Annotated in this window: 16 protein-coding genes; 12 read left to right on the forward strand and 4 right to left on the reverse strand. The window is 63.5% G+C overall.

Annotated elements, in window-relative coordinates:
• Positions 1-25: 25 nt before the first annotated feature.
• The 7 genes from ACFQGD_RS07970 to ACFQGD_RS08000 all read left to right on the forward strand — a co-directional run bounded on the left by ACFQGD_RS07970 (position 26) and on the right by ACFQGD_RS08000 (position 7,931).
• Positions 26-1,252 carry an MlaD family protein gene (locus tag ACFQGD_RS07970; protein WP_345394498.1) on the forward strand — a complete coding sequence of 409 codons (1,227 nt, stop codon included), beginning with the start codon at positions 26-28 and terminating at the stop codon, positions 1,250-1,252.
• On the forward strand, positions 1,249-2,559 hold the full coding sequence (locus tag ACFQGD_RS07975) for an MlaD family protein (RefSeq protein WP_345394501.1): 1,311 nt from the start codon (positions 1,249-1,251) through the stop codon (positions 2,557-2,559). The genes ACFQGD_RS07970 and ACFQGD_RS07975 overlap by 4 nt, the downstream gene beginning before the upstream one ends.
• On the forward strand, positions 2,556-4,892 hold the full coding sequence (locus ACFQGD_RS07980; RefSeq protein ID WP_345394504.1) for an RND transporter family protein: 2,337 nt from the start codon (positions 2,556-2,558) through the stop codon (positions 4,890-4,892). The genes ACFQGD_RS07975 and ACFQGD_RS07980 overlap by 4 nt, the downstream gene beginning before the upstream one ends.
• The gene (locus ACFQGD_RS07985; protein WP_345394507.1) at positions 4,889-6,124 is read left to right on the forward strand and encodes a peptidyl-prolyl cis-trans isomerase; all 1,236 of its coding nucleotides are present in this window, start codon (positions 4,889-4,891) and stop codon (positions 6,122-6,124) included. Before ACFQGD_RS07980 ends, ACFQGD_RS07985 begins: the two co-directional genes overlap by 4 nt.
• A complete protein-coding gene (locus ACFQGD_RS07990) occupies positions 6,121-6,351 on the forward strand; it encodes a hypothetical protein (protein WP_345394510.1) in 231 nt (76 codons plus the stop codon). The genes ACFQGD_RS07985 and ACFQGD_RS07990 overlap by 4 nt, the downstream gene beginning before the upstream one ends.
• A 165-nt stretch (positions 6,352-6,516) precedes the next feature.
• Entirely contained in the window at positions 6,517-6,711 is a 195-nt protein-coding gene (locus tag ACFQGD_RS07995; protein WP_345394513.1) for a ferredoxin, read from the forward strand.
• Positions 6,711-7,931 (forward strand): NAD(P)/FAD-dependent oxidoreductase, encoded by a 1,221-nt coding sequence (locus ACFQGD_RS08000; RefSeq protein WP_345394516.1) that lies wholly within the window; start codon positions 6,711-6,713, stop codon positions 7,929-7,931. Before ACFQGD_RS07995 ends, ACFQGD_RS08000 begins: the two co-directional genes overlap by 1 nt.
• Positions 7,932-8,202: 271 nt before the next feature.
• Here the strand turns inward: ACFQGD_RS08000 and ACFQGD_RS08005 are convergent, their stop codons facing one another.
• On the reverse strand, positions 8,203-9,507 hold the full coding sequence (locus ACFQGD_RS08005; RefSeq protein ID WP_345394519.1) for a cytochrome P450: 1,305 nt from the start codon (positions 9,505-9,507) through the stop codon (positions 8,203-8,205).
• Positions 9,508-9,820: 313 nt separating this feature from the next.
• Here ACFQGD_RS08005 and ACFQGD_RS08010 point away from each other — a divergent pair, with 313 nt between their 5' ends.
• From ACFQGD_RS08010 to ACFQGD_RS08025, 4 genes are all read left to right on the forward strand, one after another.
• Positions 9,821-10,927 (forward strand): NDMA-dependent alcohol dehydrogenase, encoded by a 1,107-nt coding sequence (locus tag ACFQGD_RS08010; RefSeq protein WP_345394522.1) that lies wholly within the window; start codon positions 9,821-9,823, stop codon positions 10,925-10,927.
• A 245-nt stretch (positions 10,928-11,172) separates the two neighbouring features.
• A complete protein-coding gene (locus ACFQGD_RS08015; protein ID WP_345394524.1) occupies positions 11,173-11,571 on the forward strand; it encodes an SCP2 sterol-binding domain-containing protein in 399 nt (132 codons plus the stop codon).
• 43 nt (positions 11,572-11,614) lie between these two features.
• Positions 11,615-13,129, forward strand: a complete 1,515-nt coding sequence (locus ACFQGD_RS08020; RefSeq protein WP_345394526.1) for an aldehyde dehydrogenase family protein — start codon at positions 11,615-11,617, stop codon at positions 13,127-13,129.
• Between the two features lie 297 nt (positions 13,130-13,426).
• Positions 13,427-13,558: a hypothetical protein gene (locus ACFQGD_RS08025; protein WP_345394529.1), complete on the forward strand. Its 132-nt coding sequence runs from the start codon at positions 13,427-13,429 to the stop codon at positions 13,556-13,558.
• 151 nt (positions 13,559-13,709) lie between these two features.
• On the opposite strand, the gene ACFQGD_RS08030 is transcribed toward ACFQGD_RS08025, so the two are convergent.
• A complete protein-coding gene (locus ACFQGD_RS08030) occupies positions 13,710-15,371 on the reverse strand; it encodes an AMP-binding protein (RefSeq protein ID WP_345394532.1) in 1,662 nt (553 codons plus the stop codon).
• Between the two features lie 142 nt (positions 15,372-15,513).
• Here ACFQGD_RS08030 and ACFQGD_RS08035 point away from each other — a divergent pair, with 142 nt between their 5' ends.
• A complete protein-coding gene (locus ACFQGD_RS08035; RefSeq protein ID WP_390221027.1) occupies positions 15,514-16,500 on the forward strand; it encodes a quinone oxidoreductase family protein in 987 nt (328 codons plus the stop codon).
• A 40-nt stretch (positions 16,501-16,540) separates the two neighbouring features.
• Here the strand turns inward: ACFQGD_RS08035 and ACFQGD_RS08040 are convergent, their stop codons facing one another.
• Positions 16,541-16,813, reverse strand: coding sequence for a hypothetical protein (locus ACFQGD_RS08040; RefSeq protein ID WP_345394538.1), 273 nt, complete (start codon positions 16,811-16,813; stop codon positions 16,541-16,543).
• Positions 16,814-17,034: 221 nt separating this feature from the next.
• On the reverse strand, positions 17,035-17,886 hold the full coding sequence (locus tag ACFQGD_RS08045; protein WP_345394541.1) for a lysylphosphatidylglycerol synthase transmembrane domain-containing protein: 852 nt from the start codon (positions 17,884-17,886) through the stop codon (positions 17,035-17,037).
• Positions 17,887-17,941: the final 55 nt, after the last annotated feature.

The following is a 17,941-nucleotide window of genomic DNA, read 5'->3' on the forward strand; positions in this document are numbered from 1 at the left end:
GACGAGGCGCACGCATACTTCTCGCGTGCGGCGGACCTGGGAGCGTGTCCGTAGCGAGCCGGGTCTTAAGCGCAACCTCGCAGTGCTGGCGGGCCTGATCGTGCTTGCAGCAGTGGTTGGGGGGTGGATCCTCGGTAACCAACGGTTCACTCCGCCCTGGGAAAACCGGTTGATCGTCAACGCCACGTTCGAGGGGACGCCTGGTATCAGCCCGGGCAACGGGCAGGAAGTGCGTATCGCCGGCGTGCCGGTTGGCGAGGTGCGTTCAGCTGACGTCGACGACAACGGTAACGCTGTCGTCGAGATGGCGATCGAGCGCGAACACGCGGTTTACGAAGACGCGACCGTGGTGCTGCGGCCCAAAAGCCCATTGAATGAGATGTATATCCTTCTCGACCCCGGGACCCCGGGTGCCAAGCGGCTATCCGACGGCGACACGCTGCCGGTCACCGCGTCGGAGCGGCCGGTGCAGATCGACGAGGTTCTGGGCTATCTGGACGACAACACCCGGCACGCGCTGGCCGCCCTTGTCGTGGAGTCCGATGCGGCGCTCGCTTCGGCCCCCGCCCGGTTGCCGGCCGGGCTCGAAAAAACGACAGCGTTGCTGCGCGACATGAAGCCGGTTTCGGAGTCGCTGAGCAAGCGGCGCGACGCACTGAGCGAACTGGTCACCGCGCTGGGCCAGATCTCGCAAGCCGTGGGTGAGGACGACGTGCGGCTGGCGAAGCTGGCCAGTGCGTTGGACCGGACACTCGGCACCGTCGGCAAGCGCAACGAAGAACTTGACTCGACGCTCAGCCAGCTGCCCGGCCTGGCCGGGCAGCTGAAGCAGTCCACACAAGCTGTCCAGAAGTTGTCCGGGCAGTTGAACCCGACACTCGACGCGGTGCGCTCGGCAGCCGCTGACCTCCCTGGCGCGCTCAGCAAGCTCTCGGGTACGGCGGACCGATTGGGCTCGACCATGGACGTGCTCGGACCGCTGGCCGAAAACGCGCGTCCAGTCGTTGACGACCTCCGACCGTTCACGGCCGATGCCACGCGGACGGTGCGCAGTGTGAAGCGGTTCAGCCCGCTGATCGACCCGGTGACCAGCACATTGGTCAAGCACACACGCGACGTCGGTGCGTTCGTCCTGAACACCAGGTCGCTGACCACGCTGGCCGACGCCAACGGTGGTATCACGCGTGCGCAGCTCACATTCGGCGTGAACGGACTGCCAATCAAGGACCACTCTTCCGAGGAAGGTAGGTGACGACGGTGCGCATCTCTCCCGCGCTTCTGCCGAAGCTCCGCTTGGCGACCATCATCGCCTTCGTCGCGGTATGCGCCACGGTCTTCGGCTACCTTTGGGACAACTCGGGCGGCAGGCTTCCGGTCGTCAGCGACGATGGCTACCAGGTGTCCGCCGACTTCCCCCGTGTGACGAACCTCGTGCCTGACTCGGACGTCATGATTGCGGGCGTGAAGGTCGGCAAGGTGAACGACATCCAGATCAAGGGTGACACGGTCCGCGTCGGCATGCGCCTCGACAATGGCCAGCGTCTCCACGAGGGTGCCGTGGCCCAGATCAGGCAGAAGAGTCTCATCGAGGAGACCTTCATCGAACTCGCCGACGGTCAGGGAGCACCACTGCCCAATGGGACCCACCTTCCTCCGGGATCTGGCAAGCCACTGACCACGGTCGACGACATCCTGGAGAGCCTGGATCCGAAAGCACGCGACGCGCTAAGCGGTAGCGTCCGTTCGCTGGGCAGCGCGACGAAGGACTCGCGGCAAGCGGTATCCGACGCTCTCTCGGGACTCGGCGCGACGGGACGTCACGGAGCCGACGTGCTCAGCGCGCTGGAGGCGCAGTCCGACGACCTGAAACAGCTTGCCGGGCAGACCGCGGCCGTGCTGGCGTCGCTGAACTCTCGGAAGGGCCAGATCGGGCAGATGGTCAGCGACGCCCACGAGCTGGCCAAGGTTACGGCCGCAGGCAAGGACGACATCGAACAGGTCATGCGTAAGTTGCCCGCGACGCTGGATGCGGCACGGAACGCCAGCGGCGGTGTGCGGAAGCTGTCGGCCGACCTCGGTCCTGTCGCCAGCGATCTGAAGAGCTCGGCACCGGCGCTGACCGCCGCGCTGCGGGAGCTTCCCGCGACCACGCGTGATCTGCGTGGGCTCATCCCGTCGCTCGACGGTGTGCTCGACCGGGCTCCCGCTACCCTGCGGCGGGCGCCCGCCGTCACGGGCGACCTTCGTGCGTTGGTGCCGACGCTGCGGGCCGACCTCGCCGACATCAACCCGATGCTGGCGTATCTCAAGCCGTATGGCCCCGACGTCACTGCGTTCTTCACCAACTGGGGTCAGTCGTTCGCCAACAGGGACGTCAACGGTCATTACCTGCGGCTGATGCTCCCGATGGACGAGCAGACATTCCGCGGCTACCCCTTCAGCACCAATGTTGGACCGCTGAACCGGAAGAACCCCTACCCGGCACCCGGCAGCCAGGACGATCCCGGCCCGGCCAACGGTGACCAGCGGTACCCGCGGGTCGAGCGGGAGACCGGATGAAAGGGTTGACCGTTCTGCGGCGGCTGCGCCGTCCGCGCCTGCCCTCTCGGCGGGTCGCGGCCGGCGTGGCTGCCGCGATGGTCGTGGCCGTGGCGGTGATCGGTGGTCTCCTGCAGACCAGGGTCGAGACCGGCGCATCGTCGTTCCTGCCCACTGATGACCCCGCCATGGAGACCCTGCGAGAGGTCGAGCGGTCCTTCGGCGGTGACCCGGTCGTCGTCTTACTCGAAGACAAGGAGAACAAGCGACTACTCGAGCAGCCCCGACTATCCAAGGTGTTGCGTCTCGAAGGCAGCATCGCGAGCTTGCCGGACGTCGCCTCCGTGTATGGCCCTGCGACGACGTTGAACCAAATCGCCGGACGCGCCCAAGACTTCATCGCTGAACTCGCCGGACGGCGCGACGGAGTCCGGGCCCAAGCCGTGTCCAAGGCTCGCGAGGCAGGTGCGAGCGGTAATGCCGCGGAGGCCGCCGGAGAGCGAGCCGTCGCGAAGTTCGACCAGCGTTACGGGAGCTTGCTCGCCGAAGCGATGCCCATGGGCATGCCCACACTGAGCAACCCGAGGTTCGTGAACTCGGTAGTGTTCGAAAAGGACGGTCTGCCGCGGCCGCAGTGGAGCTTCCTCGTGCCGAATCGAGATGCGATAGCGATCCTCGTGCGCCCGGCCGAAGGCGTCGACGCGCAAGCGACGTCGGCTTTGGTGGGCCGCGTAGAGGCCGCCGTATCCGACGCCCAGCTCGATACGCGGCGGACGACCGTCTCCGGGGTTCCCACCGTGGCTGCGGCGCTCGGCAACGAGGTTCTCACCGAGATCCCCGTGCTCGCGGGACTTGCCGTGATCGGTGTGGGTGCCTGTCTGCTGCTGGTGCGATGGGCGCCGCTGCGCCGCAGACTCGTACCCCTCGGCGTGACGCTGGCGGCCGTGGCGATCACGGTGTCGCTGTTCGGCTGGCTACAACGACCGCTTTCGCTCGGCGTGATCGCTTTCCTTTCCGTGCTGTTGGGCGTCGGCAGCTACTACATGACGTACTTCACGCATCGGGTACGAAGCAGAACCGTGTTCGTAGTGGCGTCCGCGACGGCCGCGAGCTTCGCGACGCTGGCGCTGTCGCCACTGCCCTTCGTGCGCGATCTCGGCCTCACGCTGGCCTTCGGGGTACTGACCTCGACCTTCATTGGATGGGTCGTCATGCGGGGGATGGGAACGCGGACCACGCAGCCCGACAACGCGGAACGACGCACCGGAACGCCCCGCCGTCGGTCGTCTCTCGTCGTGGTAGCCGGCGCATTCAGTGCGGTCGCCGCCGCCGTCGGATGGGCCGTGCTCCCGGCCATTCCCGTGGAAAGCGACGTCAGCAAGCTAGCGGCGGGGCTGCCCGCGCTTGAAGAAGCCGAACACGCGCGGGAGGTCATGCACTCATCCGGGGAGATCAGGATCGCGCTGACGGGCAACGACGTGCTCACCCGAGCAGGATACGAGTGGATGCGTACCGCCCAGCAGCAACTCGTGCGCGATCACGGCGACGTGCTGCGCCCGGCGCTGTCACTTCCCAAGTTGCTGACGTTCCTGGGGGCCGATCCGACCGAGCAGCAGCTCGCCGCCGGGGCAAACCTACTGCCGCCCTACTTGGTCGGCGCTGTCTTGAGCGACGATCAATCGACTGCTGTGCTCAGCTTCGGCATTGAAACCAACGACGTCGCCGAGATCGCCCGGATCCACGAGAAAATCCTCGACACGCTTCCGCCGCCGCCGGAGTCCATGCGCGCCGATGTCACCGGCATACCGATCGTCGGAGTCCGTGCGAACGAGCTGATATCCGGCGATCGGGTGTGGATCAACCTGGCAGGCATCCTGGCCGCGGGTACCGTGCTCGCGCTCGGCCTCCGACGGCGTGCGGACGCGGTACGGGCAGTGACGGCCGCGGTGATCGCAACCGGGGCCGGATTTCTGCTGCTGTGGGCGTCCGGCATCGCATTCAACCCGGTCACCGTGGCACTCGGCTCGCTCACGGCAGCGGTGGCGTGCGAGTTCACCGTCCTGCTCGCGGCAGCCGCACGGCAAGGCAATGAGCTGTTGCGACGCGCGGTGGCGCTGGCCGCGATGGCCTCCGCAGTAGGCTACGTCGTGTTGCTTGTCTCGCGGATCGCACTGATCCGCGAATTCGGGATGCTGCTTGGCGTGACCGTGGCGCTGGCGTTCGCCGCGTCGGCCGTAGTCGTAACGCTCACCGTCCGCGATTCGGGAGCAGATGACGGCACCACTGCTGATGATGACGACGACACTAACGGCAGCGACTCTTCGGCCGAACGAGTGGAGGTGGGAACCCGATGACCGAGCGAGACGACAACCTGGATGCGGACGTTCCCGACGAGCCGGTGCGAGCCACCGAGGGTGACGACACCGAAACAGCAGACTCCACTGAGACCGGTGAGTCGACCGAGGTCGATGAAGACGTCGGGACACAGGCAACCTCGGAGGAGGATGCTGCTGCGGAACCGCGTCGACGCAGAGTGCGGATGGTGCTCGCGGTCGCTATCGTGGTGCTACTGACAGCGGGTGGCGCGGTCTTCGCGTGGCAGAAGTCGACGGAGATCCCGGAGGGCGTCGCGTTCCAACTCGCCGGCCGCGATGTCACCGTAGACGACGTTGAACTGTACAGCCGGACGATGAGCGCCCTCTACCGCGTGGAAACGCCTACTGAACCGGGCAAGCGCGATGCGTTCCGCCGCGACCTCGCGAAGGCGTACGCCTTCTCTCTCGTGGTCCAGGAGGAGGCGTACCGGAAAGACATTCACATTTCAGGCAAGACAGCGAGGGACGTCCTCAGCAAGTACATCCGCGATCAGTATGGTGAAGGTTCCGGAGGTCGGCAGAGGTTCCTGGAACTGCTCAGCGCGGAAGGAGCAACCGAGAGAGCCGTGCTTGACGAGGTCAAACGCCAGCTCTCGCTGGGGCGGTTGTTCAGTGAGGTCACTGCCGATGTCCGCGTCGACGAGTCAGAGGTTCGCGAGGCCTACGAGAAGCGCCAGGACGAGCTGAGCTCGCCGGAGCTGCGGAAGCTGCAAAACATCGTGGTAGCCAACAAGAGGCAGGCCCGGGCGGTGCTCGCGGAACTGCGCGGCGGGGCGAGCTTCGCCGAGGTCGCGGCACGGGCGAGTATCGACGCGAGTACCAAGGACAAGGGTGGGGCTCTCGGCCAGGTCAGCGCCGCACAACTCGAGGAGGATTACGGGAAGGAAGCCTTCGCTGCGTCGAAGGGGGAGCTGTTCGGACCCGTGAAGACCAGACACGGCTGGAACGTGGGGCGCGTCGCCGCTATCAAGAAGGCCGAGACGCCTGAGTTCACCGCGATCCACGACCAGCTCAGGGAAGCGCTTGATCTGGAGAAGGCCGTCAGCACGTGGCGATCGTGGCTCATCGATCGAGTGCTCGACGCGGAGATCCGTTACGCCGACGCGTACCGCCCGAGCGATCCGGACTCGATGCCCGACGTCGGCAAGGGAATGCCCTCAGTCGGCTCCTCGCAAGGCGACGTTCCATCTCCCGGTGGAGGTGGCGGATGAGCCCGGTCGTCCCGGTAGCGCTGGTCCAGGTTGTCCTGGGCCTCGCCATGTTTGGCATCGCGCAGTGGGCGCGGGTACGAGTCGGACGGCTCGTACCCGCGCACCTACCGGAGCCGGAAAGACGACGACGCATCGCTCTCTTGCTCCGCGGCGTTTGGGCATGCCGGATATTCGGACTCGTACTCATCGGAATGGTGCTGGTCACCGCCGCCATCAACGCGACCTGAACGCGAGCGCTCTCCCTCTTGGGAGCCGAAAAACCTCTCCTGCGAGCGATAGATTCGCGCTTTGCCGGAATCTACCGTTGTAGCAGTGGGGTAGGTCCACACTCGAGCGACCTTCGAAACCTCCAGGTGCGCATTCCGCGCCATCTGAAATTGCAGGAGTACCTGATGAAAATTATTGTCGATAAAACTAAGTGCACCGCACTTGGGATCTGCGAGTCCGTCGCGCCTGATCTATTCGAGGTTCAGGATGACGGTACGCTCGTCATCCTTGAGGACCGACCCGAAGGCGGCTTGTGCGAAGCAGCTCGTGAGGCAGCTGAGGGATGCCCGACCGAAGCTATCCGTATCGAAGAGGATTGATGGTACGGCGCGGGCTAGTTGTTATTGGTGCGTCGCTGGCCGGGCTGCGTGCGGTGGAGTCCGCGCGGAAGGCCGCCTACGACGGCCCAGTCACCCTCGTTGGCGCTGAGCACCATCTGCCGTACGACCGCCCTCCGCTGTCGAAGCGGTTCCTGGAAGGGTCCGACGCCACGGAGACGGTGTTCCGTGACGAGGCATATCTCCGTGACGAGCTCGACGTGGACGTCAGACTCGGCGACCCGGCATCTGGCCTCGACTGCAGCGAGCGGGTGGTGCATATCGGTGACCGGGAGCTCCCCTATGACGGCCTCGTCGTGGCAACCGGCGCGGACGCGCGTCCGCTGCCGGGAACGTCGGGACTGAGCGGGGTGCACACGCTGCGCACGCTGGACGACGCCAGATCGGTGCGGTCAGCGCTGCACTCCGGTGCCAGGACGGTCGTTGTGGGCGCCGGATTCATCGGGTCCGAGGTTGCTTCATCGGCGCGAAAGCACGGCGTCGACGTGACCGTTGTCGAGGCGGCACCGGTGCCGCTCACCCGGTCGGTGGGGACGCGCATGGGTGCCCTGCTCGGCGAGCTCCACACCAGAGAAGGTGTGGAGCTACGCCTGGGAGTGGGCGTCGAGCAGGTCAAGGGCGGCGACAGCGTTGAGTCCGTGATCCTGAGCGATGGCACCGAACTGCCTGCTGATCTCGTCGTTGTCGGCATTGGTGCCGCGCCGAGCACACGGTGGCTTGAGGCGAGCTCGATCCAGCTCGATGACCGGGACCGCGGCGTGCTGTGCGACGAGACGCTCGCCGCCAGCGCTCCCGGCGTTTATGCCGCGGGGGACGTCTGCCATTGGGTCAGCGAACTATTCGATGGCAGGTTGCGGCTGGAGCATTGGACGAGCGCGGCCGAGCAGGGCGCGCTCGCCGCTCGCAACGCGCTCGACCCGGCGAACGCGAAGGCGTACGACACCGTTCCGTACTTTTGGTCGGACTGGTACGACAGTCGAATCCAGTTCGTCGGTGAGCCGGACTGCGACGACATCCTCGTCGTGGACGAACCCCAGTGGGAAGACGGCAAACTTCTGACCCTGTATCGGAAGGGCGACCGCGTGATCGGCGCGCTCACCGTGAACCGGCCTACATTGATCATGAAGTTGCGGCGGATGATTTCGAAGCGGGCAACCTGGTCAGAGGCTGTGGCCTTCGCCGAGGAGAAAACCGCAATTTAGTATGTTGTCGTGAGGTGAACGGCCCTGTCGCGCTTGTGAGGCGACCGGGGCCGTTCACGTCAGTTCGCCGAGTCACCCGCTGCCTAGATCTTCGGGCTGTGCCCCGTCTCGGTCGTGTAGTGGACCAATCGAGGTTCGGGGATGCAGCAGAGGCCACTGAAGACATACGCAGCAAGGCCGATGAAACAGCCCGATGGGAATGTCTCGAAATGGCGAACGACGGCCCCGAGCCGCTGCGTACTCGGGGCCGTCGTGTTTTTCCTTTACCTGCTCAGGCCTTGGTGAACTTGACCGGAACGGTCTTGAAGCTGGACACGAAATTCGTCTTGACCGGCTTAGGTTCTCCCGCGAGTTCGATCTTCTTGATCTTTGGCAAAAGCTCTTCGAACAAGATGTTCATCTCCAGCTTGGCGATGTGCTGGCCGATGCACATATGCGCTCCGAAGCCGAAACCGAGGTGCTTATTGGGCGATCGGTCCATGTCGAACTCGTTCGCGTCGGTGAAATACTGCTCGTCTCGATTGCCTGACGGATAGTTGAGCATGAGGCGCTCGCCCTTGCGGATCAGCGCTCCGCCCAGCTCTGTGTCCTCTGAAGCGCTGCGCATGAAATGCTTCACGGGGGAAGTCCAGCGCACAGCCTCGTCGACCATCTTCGGGATCAGCGAATGGTCGGCGCGCACCCGCTCCCACTGGTCGGGGTGCCTTGCCATCGCGATCGCCGCACCCGAGATGGTGGACGATGTCGTGTCGTGCCCCGCCGTCGCCACCTGCAGGTAGCTGCCGTTCACCACCCCTTCAGACAGAAACTCGCCATCCACCTTGGCGTTAGCGAGGACCGACATGAGGTCGTCACGAGGGTTCTTACGCCTGTCCTCGGTAAACTGGTTGAAGTATGCGAAGAAGTCCGCGAACGCGGCCTGGAACTGTCGCGCCGCCGCCTCCGGGCTGAGGTCGATGTCGTCCCGCTTCTCGTCAGGGTCGTTGGCGCCGAAGAACTCCTGCGTCAGCTTCAGCATCAACGGCAGGTCATCCTGTGGGATCCCGAACAGCCCCAGTACCACGCGTAGCGGGTAGTGCAGGGCGAAGTCTGTCGCCCAGTCGCACTCGCCGTCGTAGCTCAGCAGCTTCTCGACGTCCTCCTTGGCGATATCGCGGATCAGCTCGCTGTACTTCGCGACGTTCTTGGGGGCGAACCAGTTGCTGGTCGCGGACTTAATCTGGGTGTGCTCCGGCGGGTCCATGAATGGCAGGGCGTCCAGGTATCGCATGGACCCGCCGGTGAGCGACCGTAGGAACTGGTCGCCCGCCTGAGTGTTCAGGATCGGGTTATTCATGGTCGCGTTGAACAACACTGGGTTCTTCTCGACGGTCATGATGTCGTCGAACTTGGTGATGAGCCATAGTGGGTCGTACTCGTCGACTACGGCCTGCCCGACTGGCATGTTCTCGCGCAGCCACTTGAAGGCAGGATAGGTAATGTTGTTCTCGTCGCCGTACGATTCCGGTAGCACAACTGCCCTGCCGATGTCATCCGGAACGCGCAGCGCTTCTTGCGCAGTGGGGGCGCTGGTCATGATTCCTCCTGGAATGGTGAGTGCGTCATGCACTTGTTTGCGAGGCCCCGTGGATCGCACCGCGTGCCTCACTGCAGCTTAGAAACCACGCAGGTCACAGCCATCTCCCCTAAGAGGTCAATTGTGTCCCCCTTATGATCCTGGTGGCCTCGGGACCGGCCGGGCGTGGTCGACCGCGACAGCCGCTCTTGCCTCTCTCGAGGGTCGGGAATTCTCCCCTAGGGAAGATGTGGCCTGCGGCGGCAAGAGAAATGATTGAACTCATTAAGACCACACAACCGTGCGCCCGGTGAGTACAAGGGAGAGCCCAACCATGAAAACCAAGGCAGCAGTGCTATGGGGCCCCAACGAAAAATGGCAGGTTGAGGAAGTAGAACTTGACCCGCCCCAGGAGGGAGAGGTCCTGGTCAAGCTCACCGCCAGCGGTCTCTGCCACTCCGACTATCACCTCGTGACCGAGGACATCCCGATGCCGTACCCGGTCGTCGGCGGTCACGAGGGCGCGGGCATCGTGGCGGGGGTCGGAGCGGGCGTGACCGGGCTCGAGGAGGGCGACCCGGTGGTCATGAGCTTTCTGCCAGCCTGTGGCAAGTGCTCGTACTGCGCGCGGGGTATGACGAACCTGTGCGACCTCGGCGGCTCGGTCATCCTCGGTCCGCAACTCGACGGTACATATCGTTACCACGCCAGGGGCGAGGACATCGGGCAGATGTGCCTCCTTGGTACCTTCTCCGAGTACACCGTTGTTCCTGTTGCGTCTGTCGTGAAGGTCGACCAGGGCACAGCGTTGGAGAAGGCCGCGCTGATTGGCTGCGGTGTGCCGACCGGGTTCGGTGGTGCGGTCAAGACTGCGGAGATCGGCTCTGGCGACAGCGTCGTGGTCATGGGAGCGGGTGGCATCGGCGTGAACGCCGTTCAGGGCGCCAAGATTGCAGGTGCACGCCACGTGGTGGCGATCGACCCGGTCGATTTCAAGCGGCAGAAGGCCAAGGAGTTTGGTGCCACGCACACGGCGGCATCGGCCGACGAGGCGTGGGAAATCGTCAGCGAGTTGACTCGAGGGCAACTGGCCGATGCCTGCATCATCACCACTGATGTCGCTGAGTCGTCGCATGTCGGCGAGGCGCTTCAGCTGGTGGGTAAGCGTGGTCGGGTCGTGGTGACCGCCATTGGGCATCCGACTGACGCCACGGTTAATGCTTCCCTGTTCGAGCTAACGCTGTACGAGAAGACAATTAAGGGCTCGCTGTTCGGGTCGTGTAACCCGCAGTTTGACATTCCGCGTTACCTGGATATGTACAACCTGGGGCAACTGAAACTGGATGAGCTGGTAACCACTGAATACCAGCTCGAGGACATCAATCAAGGGTACCAGGACCTGCTCGACGGCAAGAACATTCGCGGCTTGATCCGGTTCTGACGATTCCTGACACGGACCGGCGGCGCCTGTTGCAGGTAAGGCCGCACTCTGTGGCAGGCGCCGTCCACCATGTCCCGGCCGTCGACAGACGGGTGCCTCGCTCAGGGAGCGAAGGGGTACCTGAATGCTCTCGTAAGGGAGAAGACCGTGGCCAGGACGAGTCTTAGAGTGAAATTTTCAACAAGCTGGTTCGTCACTGGATCGGAAACGCTCGGTGACGCCGATAGCGTAAAGGAGATCGGGACGTGGCCTTTTTCGACAGTCCAGAAGAAGTCGACAAGTACATCGGTGAAATGTTCCGCCGAGCAGCGGATCATCCTGAGGTTGGCCCCAAGATGAAGTCGGCGAACCTCGTCATGAAAGTGGTCTACGAGGATCCAGGTTGCTCGCTGACCGTGGTGTTCAAGGACCCCATGGAGGTGCTGCTGGACGATGACCAGCACAAACCTGACATCACCCTCTACATGCGCGCTGACACTGCCGACCAGTACTGGCGCGGCAAATACAACCTGGCGGTCGGTCTCGCCAAGGGGCAGGTCAAGGCCAAGGGGCCGGTGAACAAGATTCTCAAGCTAGTGCCGCTGACCAAGCCGCTGTTCCCGGTTTACACCGACCTAGTTGCAGAAAAGGATGCACAGTCATGATGTCGGCTGGAACTCGCGTAATAACATTCGGGGGCGATATCACATGACGGAAGTTCCCACGTACGGCATGCTCATCAATGGCGAAAGCCGGGAAACGGGTGAGTGGCTCGAGATTAGGAACCCGCAGGACGATTCGCTCGCCGCTCGTGTCGCGCGTGGGTCGACCGCCGAGATTGATGAGGCGGTCACCGCGGCGAAGCGTGCGTTCAATTCCGGCGTGTGGTCTAAACGGAGTCCCGTTGAACGTTCTCGGGTCATGGCGGACATCGCCGAGAAGATGGCAGAACGCATCGAGGACCTGGTACACGTTGAGATGATCGCGAACGGTGCGACCGTTCGTCAGGCAACGGGATTCCACGTCGGTATCGCCATCCAGCACTTCAGCTACTTCGCCGAGCTGGCGGGCACGTACGAGTTCGAGACGGCGCTGCCACCTCAGACATACCCAACCCTTGGTCAGAACATCATCCGTCGGGAACCAATCGGTGTGTGCGGTGCGATTTCGCCGTGGAACTTTCCACTTGTCCTCACCCTGTGGAAGATCGGTCCCGCCATAGCGGCTGGGAACAGCATCGTCGTCAAGCCAGACGAGAAGACACCCCTGTCGCTTCTCGAGTTCGGTCGGATCGCCGAGGAGTGCGGGCTCCCGCCAGGAGTCCTGAACATCGTGCCGGGTGAGGGCGTTGATGCCGGGGCGCGGCTCGTATCGCATCCCGATGTCGGCAAGGTAGCGTTTACCGGCTCTACCGAGATCGGCCGAGAGATCATGCGGTCCGCTTCGGACACCGTCAAGCGAGTCACCTTGGAACTGGGTGGGAAGTCACCTTCCATCGTGCTCGACGATGCCGACTTGCAACTCGCGGTTGACGGCGTGTTGTTTGGCTGCATGTTCTACTCTGGTCAAATCTGTGAGTCGGGCACTAGGGTCCTCGTTCCTGACTCGCTGTACGACGAGTTCGTCGAACGACTGGTCCGCCGCGCGAAGACGATCAAGCTCGGGCCAACGGATGATTGGGAGACCGATCTCGGCCCGATCATCTCCGCCAAGCAACATCAGCGAGTCCTCGATCTCATCGCACGCGGTGAGGACGAAGGCGCTAAGATCGTGCTCGGCGGCGGCGTACCGGAAGGCGACGAATTCCGTTGCGGTTTCTGGGTCGAGCCGACTATCTTGACCGAGGTCACCAACGACATGAAAGTGGCACGGGAAGAGATCTTCGGTCCGGTGCTGTGCGTGCTCAGGTACCAGGACGAAGACGAGGCAGTCGAGATCGCGAACGACAGCATCTACGGCCTGGCGGCGACAATATGGTCGAGCGACAACGCCCGCGCGCTCGAGCTCGCTGAAGAGCTACAAGCAGGCACGGTATGGATCAACGACCATCACCAGGTGAATCCGGCCGCACCGTTTGGCGGTTACAAGCAGAGCGGTATCGGCCGGGAACTCGGCGCGAACTGTCTTGATGAGTACACCGAAACGAAGACCATTTACCTCGATCTCTCGGGCGACCTTGAGAGTCGACCATACGACTTGTTGCTCAGTCACGACGAGGAGTAGTTAACGAAGCATGAAGGGTGGGGCGAGCAGACCGCTCGCCCCACCCTTCATGCTTGTCCGCAGCGGTGGGTTTACCCCTGGTCCGTACGAGTGGGGCCGCGTGGTCAAGTCGGAGGGAGACTTTGTTGAACGTCGTTCGTAGCCCGCCGTTGTTCCAAACTCGTCGGCCCCGACGGTCCGAGCTCCGCAGTCGGTGGACATACGCGGCAGCTTTGAATCACGTTTGCCCTGGTAGAACGGTATACGGCGTGCGGGTAAGATCGCGAAACGCCTGGGCACACGACTTGCCGTTCGTACTTGATCACCCTGCTGGTGAGTGCTCAGGACGTGGTGGCAATGAATGTGCCGACGGCGCAGCGGATGAACCGTGACGGCGCGGTGGCGCGGCTCGTAAGAAGAAGGCCGAGCAAGGCGCTGAGCAGCGGTTGAGCACGCTAGGTTAGCAACGCTGATGCGTTTGCCTGGTTCCCGCTGCGAGGTGCTGTTCGGCATGCGGCATGGACGCATCCAATTGATGCGTCCTTGCCGCTGCTCTTGATAACGGGTTAGGACATCGCTCTTCTGCAGAACGACAACTTGGTCAGGCTTGGTTGACGGCACCGAGCTTCCGGGCGATGTCGTCCCGAAGCAGGTGCTTCTGGACTTTGCCGGTCGCGGTCATGGGCAGGCTCTCGACGACCTCGAGGCGTTCCGGCAGCTTGGGCGTGGCAACCTTCTGCTCGCGAAGGTATTCGACGATGTCGTCGAGCGTGACGGCGGTGTCCCCAGCCGGTACGACGTAGACGCAGACCTTCTCACCGAGGCGTTCGTCAGGCATGCCGACCACGGCGGTGTCGCTGATGGCGGGGTGGTCGGCGAGAAGCTCTTCGAGTTCCCTTGCACTGATGTTGAGGCCGCCGCGGATGACGATGTCCTTGAGGCGGCCAGTAACTCGGACGTAACCGTCTTCGTCCTGGTAGCCGAGGTCGCCGGATCGTGAGTATCCGTCCGGGGTGAACAGCGAAGCGGTTTGCTCGGGATCGCGGAAGTATTCGAGCATGTGGCTCGGGCCCTTGTAGGTGATGTCGCCTTCCTGGCCGCGGGGAACTTCGTTCCCGTCGGAGCCGACGATCTTCACAGTCGCGCCCGCCAGCGCCGATCCGTCCGAGGTGGCCGACCGTTCGGGGTCGTCGTCGCCGGTGCACATGGTGGTCAACATGTTCTCCGAGCGCCCGTACAGGCTCAGGACTCGGCCACCGGACAACACTTTCTGCGCCTTCTGGACCACAGCCGACGGGATGGGCGAGCCAGCGCACACCCAGTACCGGATACTGCTCGCGTCGTGCTGCGCGGGATCGTAGGCGCTCATCAGCATCTGGAGGAAGGCCGTCGCCGTCACAGTGACGGTGCAGTTGTACTCCCTGATGCGCCGTAGTGCGTCGACCGGGTCCCAGGCCTCCATCAAGTGAGACGACGCGCCCCTGACCAGTGGTAGCAGGCAGCTGGTGATGAGGCCCGTCGAGTGTGTGATCGGAGAAGGACCGAACTGCACATCGTTCTCGGTGTAGTTGAGGCTTTGGGCGATTGCCTCGGAGCTAGCTCGCAGGGTGTTGAAGGTGTGAAAGCACCCCTTGGGGCGTGACGTCGTGCCGGACGTATAGACAATCATGAAGCCGTCGTCGGGGGACGGACGGTCGCCGAGTTCCGTGCCGATTTCGGATGCGGACGGGCTGTCGGCTATCAAGTTCTCCAGCGGCGTCGCGCCGTCCTTGCGTGAGCCGCGCGCGACGATTAGCCGCTCGAGTTCAGGGCAGTCGCGCTGCAGCTCCTTGAACATGTCGAGGTATGAGAAGTCCTTAAAGGTCTCGCTCGTCACAGCTGCTTTCGCGCCCGAGTGGCGCAATATGAAGGCGACCTCGTCACTCCGGTAGATCGGCATGATCGGTACGAGGATCGCGCCGATCCGCGACAACGCCGTCGCGATGAGGACGAACTCGGTCCAGTTCGGCAGTTGCGCCGCGACGCGATCGCCTGGGTTCAGGCCGCTGCGCCGTAGTCCGAGCGCAAGGGAAAGAGCTTGGTCACGTAGCTCGTGGTAGGTGAGCTTGGTGCTGCTGTCGAAGACGAAGATCTTGTCGGGGTTCGCTTCCGCTTGGCGCGCTACCAGGTCGAACATCGTCTCATCGCGCCAGAAACCCTGCGCGTAGAAGTGCGCAATCTCGTCGTCCGGGTAGCGGTCTCGCACGGTTGCCAGGGCTGTCATCGGGAGCCTCTTTCGCTAGGGCCGTGACCGGCCAGGGACGAAAATTTGGATCGAATGATATAATGGTATGGCCAAACGGTCAATGGTGCTCCTGCGTTGTTTTGGGCGTTTGAACTGCGGTTTCTTGCGATATGGAGGCGGCATGGAAGCAGTGGTCTTGCATGAGTTCGGCGGTCCCGAAGTCCTCGGGTTGGAGCGGTATCCTGATCCGGTTGCCGAGCCAGGCTGGGTAATCGTGCGCGTGCGTGCGTGCGCGGTGAATTGGCACGACGTCCTCGTGCGCCGGGGGCTGTACAACTCCCCACTGCCGCATGTGCTCGGTGCCGACGGCGCAGGGGAGCGGATGGACACTGGCGAGCCGGTGATGATCCTGCCGTCGTTGTGGTGGGGTGATGACGACAGTGCGCCCGGTGGCGGCTTTGAGATCCTGGGCGATTCTCACCCGGGTACGCACGCTGAGTTGGTGCGAGTACCCGAGGAGTGCGCCGTTCCCAAGCCACGCGGTCTCTCGTGGTCTGGAGCTGCGGCGCTGCCTCTTGTGGGGGTTACCGCCTACCGCGCCCTGGTGAGCCGTGGGCGACTCAGGGCGGGCGAGTCCGTCCTTATTCTCGGCGCGGGTGGTGGCCTGGCGACGATGGCCATATCCCTGGCATCGGGTATCGGCGCATCGGTTGTGGTCACCTCGTCGTCGTGGGGCAAGGTGGAGCGCGCCAAGGAGGTGGGTGCGACCGACGGTGTGCTGTACACGGAGCACAACTGGGCCGAGGCCGCCAAGCAATGTACACCGGGTGTTCGCGGCTTCGATCTCGTGATTGATTCGGTGGGAACGTGGCGGGATTCGCTCAAGGCGCTGCGACCCGGTGGTCGCCTCGTGGTTCTTGGTGCGGCGCAAGCGGATGCGGCTGTACTGGATATACGACCGTTCTACTTTGGACAGTTTGAGCTGATCGGTACAACTATGGGAAGTCCTCGCGACTTCGCTGGCTTGCTTACCCTTCTCGACGAGGGAGTGGTCGAACCGCCGGTCATCGACACAACCTTTCCGTTGGATGCCGCGGCTGCAGCGCACGAACGGATCGAAAGTGGCGCCGCATTCGGCAAGGTCGCGTTGTCGGTCGACACCGGCTGAGGTCGCTTGGTGTAATGATGTGCGTGCCGGCGACGCTTGCTCAAGCGGCTCTTGCCAGACCATCGAGTACCGCCAAGCCTGCCAGCGTCACGAAAACGCGACACTCATGTGGCCCCCGGCGATGTTCCGTGGTGATGTAGCCGAGTGCGGCGAGGCGTTCAAGGGTCGCTTCCGTGTCAGCAGGAACGGTCCCTGCTGGCGCTCCGTCCGGTCCCCGCCACAGGTAGCCGACATTGGTTCCCCAGGCTCTGTTGTGGAACAGCAACTCACCGTCAGCGGCCTGCTGAAGTAGGTGAAGCTCGGAATCAGTCATGGCGCACCTCGTAATTCGACCGTGTGATATCCAGAATCCGCTCCCACAACGACGCGCACATCCTGCCTAGTGGAGAATTTCGTACCCCCTCGGAGGGCAGTTGCCCAGTTGCTAGCAATCGGCTGGGTGGGAGGGGCACCGAGCTTCTGAGCGATGTGCGCTTCCGCTCGGTGAGCGAGCGAAAACGCAGGGTCATAGCCGGCCGCTGATCGCCAGGTGAGCTATGTAGAGCGATGCGTGTTCGGAAGGGTGCGTGTGCATTTGCGTAGGTACAGCCAGCTCAATAGTCCGATGTTAATTACCAGCCAGCACGATAGGAGACGGTAGACGAGAACGGCTGCGGCAGCTGTGGTGGTGGACGTTCCTGCGGAGATGAGGCCGGTGAGCAGGCTGGCTTCGACCAAGCCGATTCCGCCCGGGGTGAGTGGGAACTGGCGGGCGAGTTGGGCGCCGAGGAAGATCGCGGCCAATGGGATGATGCCGATTTCCATTCCGAGGGCTCGTGTCACGAAGATCAGGCACAGCAGTTCGGTGGCCCAGTTCGCCAGCGCGGCGGTGAGGGCCAGCATCCAGCATCGGGCGGTGACTGAGCGGGTGGCGAGCCTGATGATGATTGCGGTGATCACGAGGAGCACGCCGGCCGCGGTGATGGCTGTCGTAGCCAGCTGCGGCGGAAGCATGCGGGCCAGGGGCAGTTCGAGCAGGGCGGCCACGATGGCGCCGGCTGCGTAGATCATGACGAGTGCTGTGGCCAGTAGGGTGCCGGAGAGCATTAGCACGATTGCGGCTGCTCGACGGTCGGCGCCATGGGCGTGGAACTGCCGGTAGGCGTAGGTCGCTGAGACGACGGAACCCGCGGGCAAGCTATAGGCCATCGCTGCTCGGCTGTAGGCGAGGGCGAGAGCGCGTCGGTGGGGAAGGTTGACGCCGACCCCGGCGAGCAGGGTGCGTTGGTGGCGGGCGAACATGTCGAGGGAGGTAAGTATGGCGAGGCTCGCCGCGATCAACCATGTCGCGTCAGCCGTCCGTAGCACGGCGATAATCTCGTTGGGTTGGGGCAACTGATCGCGCAAGTGATAGATCGCAGTCGCGCCAAGTAGCGTGACAACCACATATCCGAGAGGGCGC

The organism is Haloechinothrix salitolerans (genome assembly GCF_042662605.1).
Lineage (GTDB): Bacteria > Actinomycetota > Actinomycetes > Mycobacteriales > Pseudonocardiaceae > Haloechinothrix_A > Haloechinothrix_A salitolerans.

Excerpts from the sequence above, each read along its gene's own strand:
- ACFQGD_RS08035 (WP_390221027.1), top strand. The coding sequence starts at position 15,514 with ATGGAAGCAGTGGTCTTGCATGAGTTCGGCGGTCCCGAAGTCCTCGGG.
- ACFQGD_RS08010 (WP_345394522.1), top strand. The coding sequence starts at position 9,821 with ATGAAAACCAAGGCAGCAGTGCTATGGGGCCCCAACGAAAAATGGCAG.
- ACFQGD_RS07995 (WP_345394513.1), top strand. The coding sequence starts at position 6,517 with ATGAAAATTATTGTCGATAAAACTAAGTGCACCGCACTTGGGATCTGC.
- ACFQGD_RS08030 (WP_345394532.1), bottom strand. The coding sequence starts at position 15,371 with ATGACAGCCCTGGCAACCGTGCGAGACCGCTACCCGGACGACGAGATT.
- ACFQGD_RS08000 (WP_345394516.1), top strand. The coding sequence starts at position 6,711 with ATGGTACGGCGCGGGCTAGTTGTTATTGGTGCGTCGCTGGCCGGGCTG.
- ACFQGD_RS07980 (WP_345394504.1), top strand. The coding sequence starts at position 2,556 with ATGAAAGGGTTGACCGTTCTGCGGCGGCTGCGCCGTCCGCGCCTGCCC.
- ACFQGD_RS08005 (WP_345394519.1), bottom strand. The coding sequence starts at position 9,507 with ATGACCAGCGCCCCCACTGCGCAAGAAGCGCTGCGCGTTCCGGATGAC.
- ACFQGD_RS08040 (WP_345394538.1), bottom strand. The coding sequence starts at position 16,813 with ATGACTGATTCCGAGCTTCACCTACTTCAGCAGGCCGCTGACGGTGAG.
- ACFQGD_RS07985 (WP_345394507.1), top strand. The coding sequence starts at position 4,889 with ATGACCGAGCGAGACGACAACCTGGATGCGGACGTTCCCGACGAGCCG.
- ACFQGD_RS07990 (WP_345394510.1), top strand. The coding sequence starts at position 6,121 with ATGAGCCCGGTCGTCCCGGTAGCGCTGGTCCAGGTTGTCCTGGGCCTC.
- ACFQGD_RS08020 (WP_345394526.1), top strand. The coding sequence starts at position 11,615 with ATGACGGAAGTTCCCACGTACGGCATGCTCATCAATGGCGAAAGCCGG.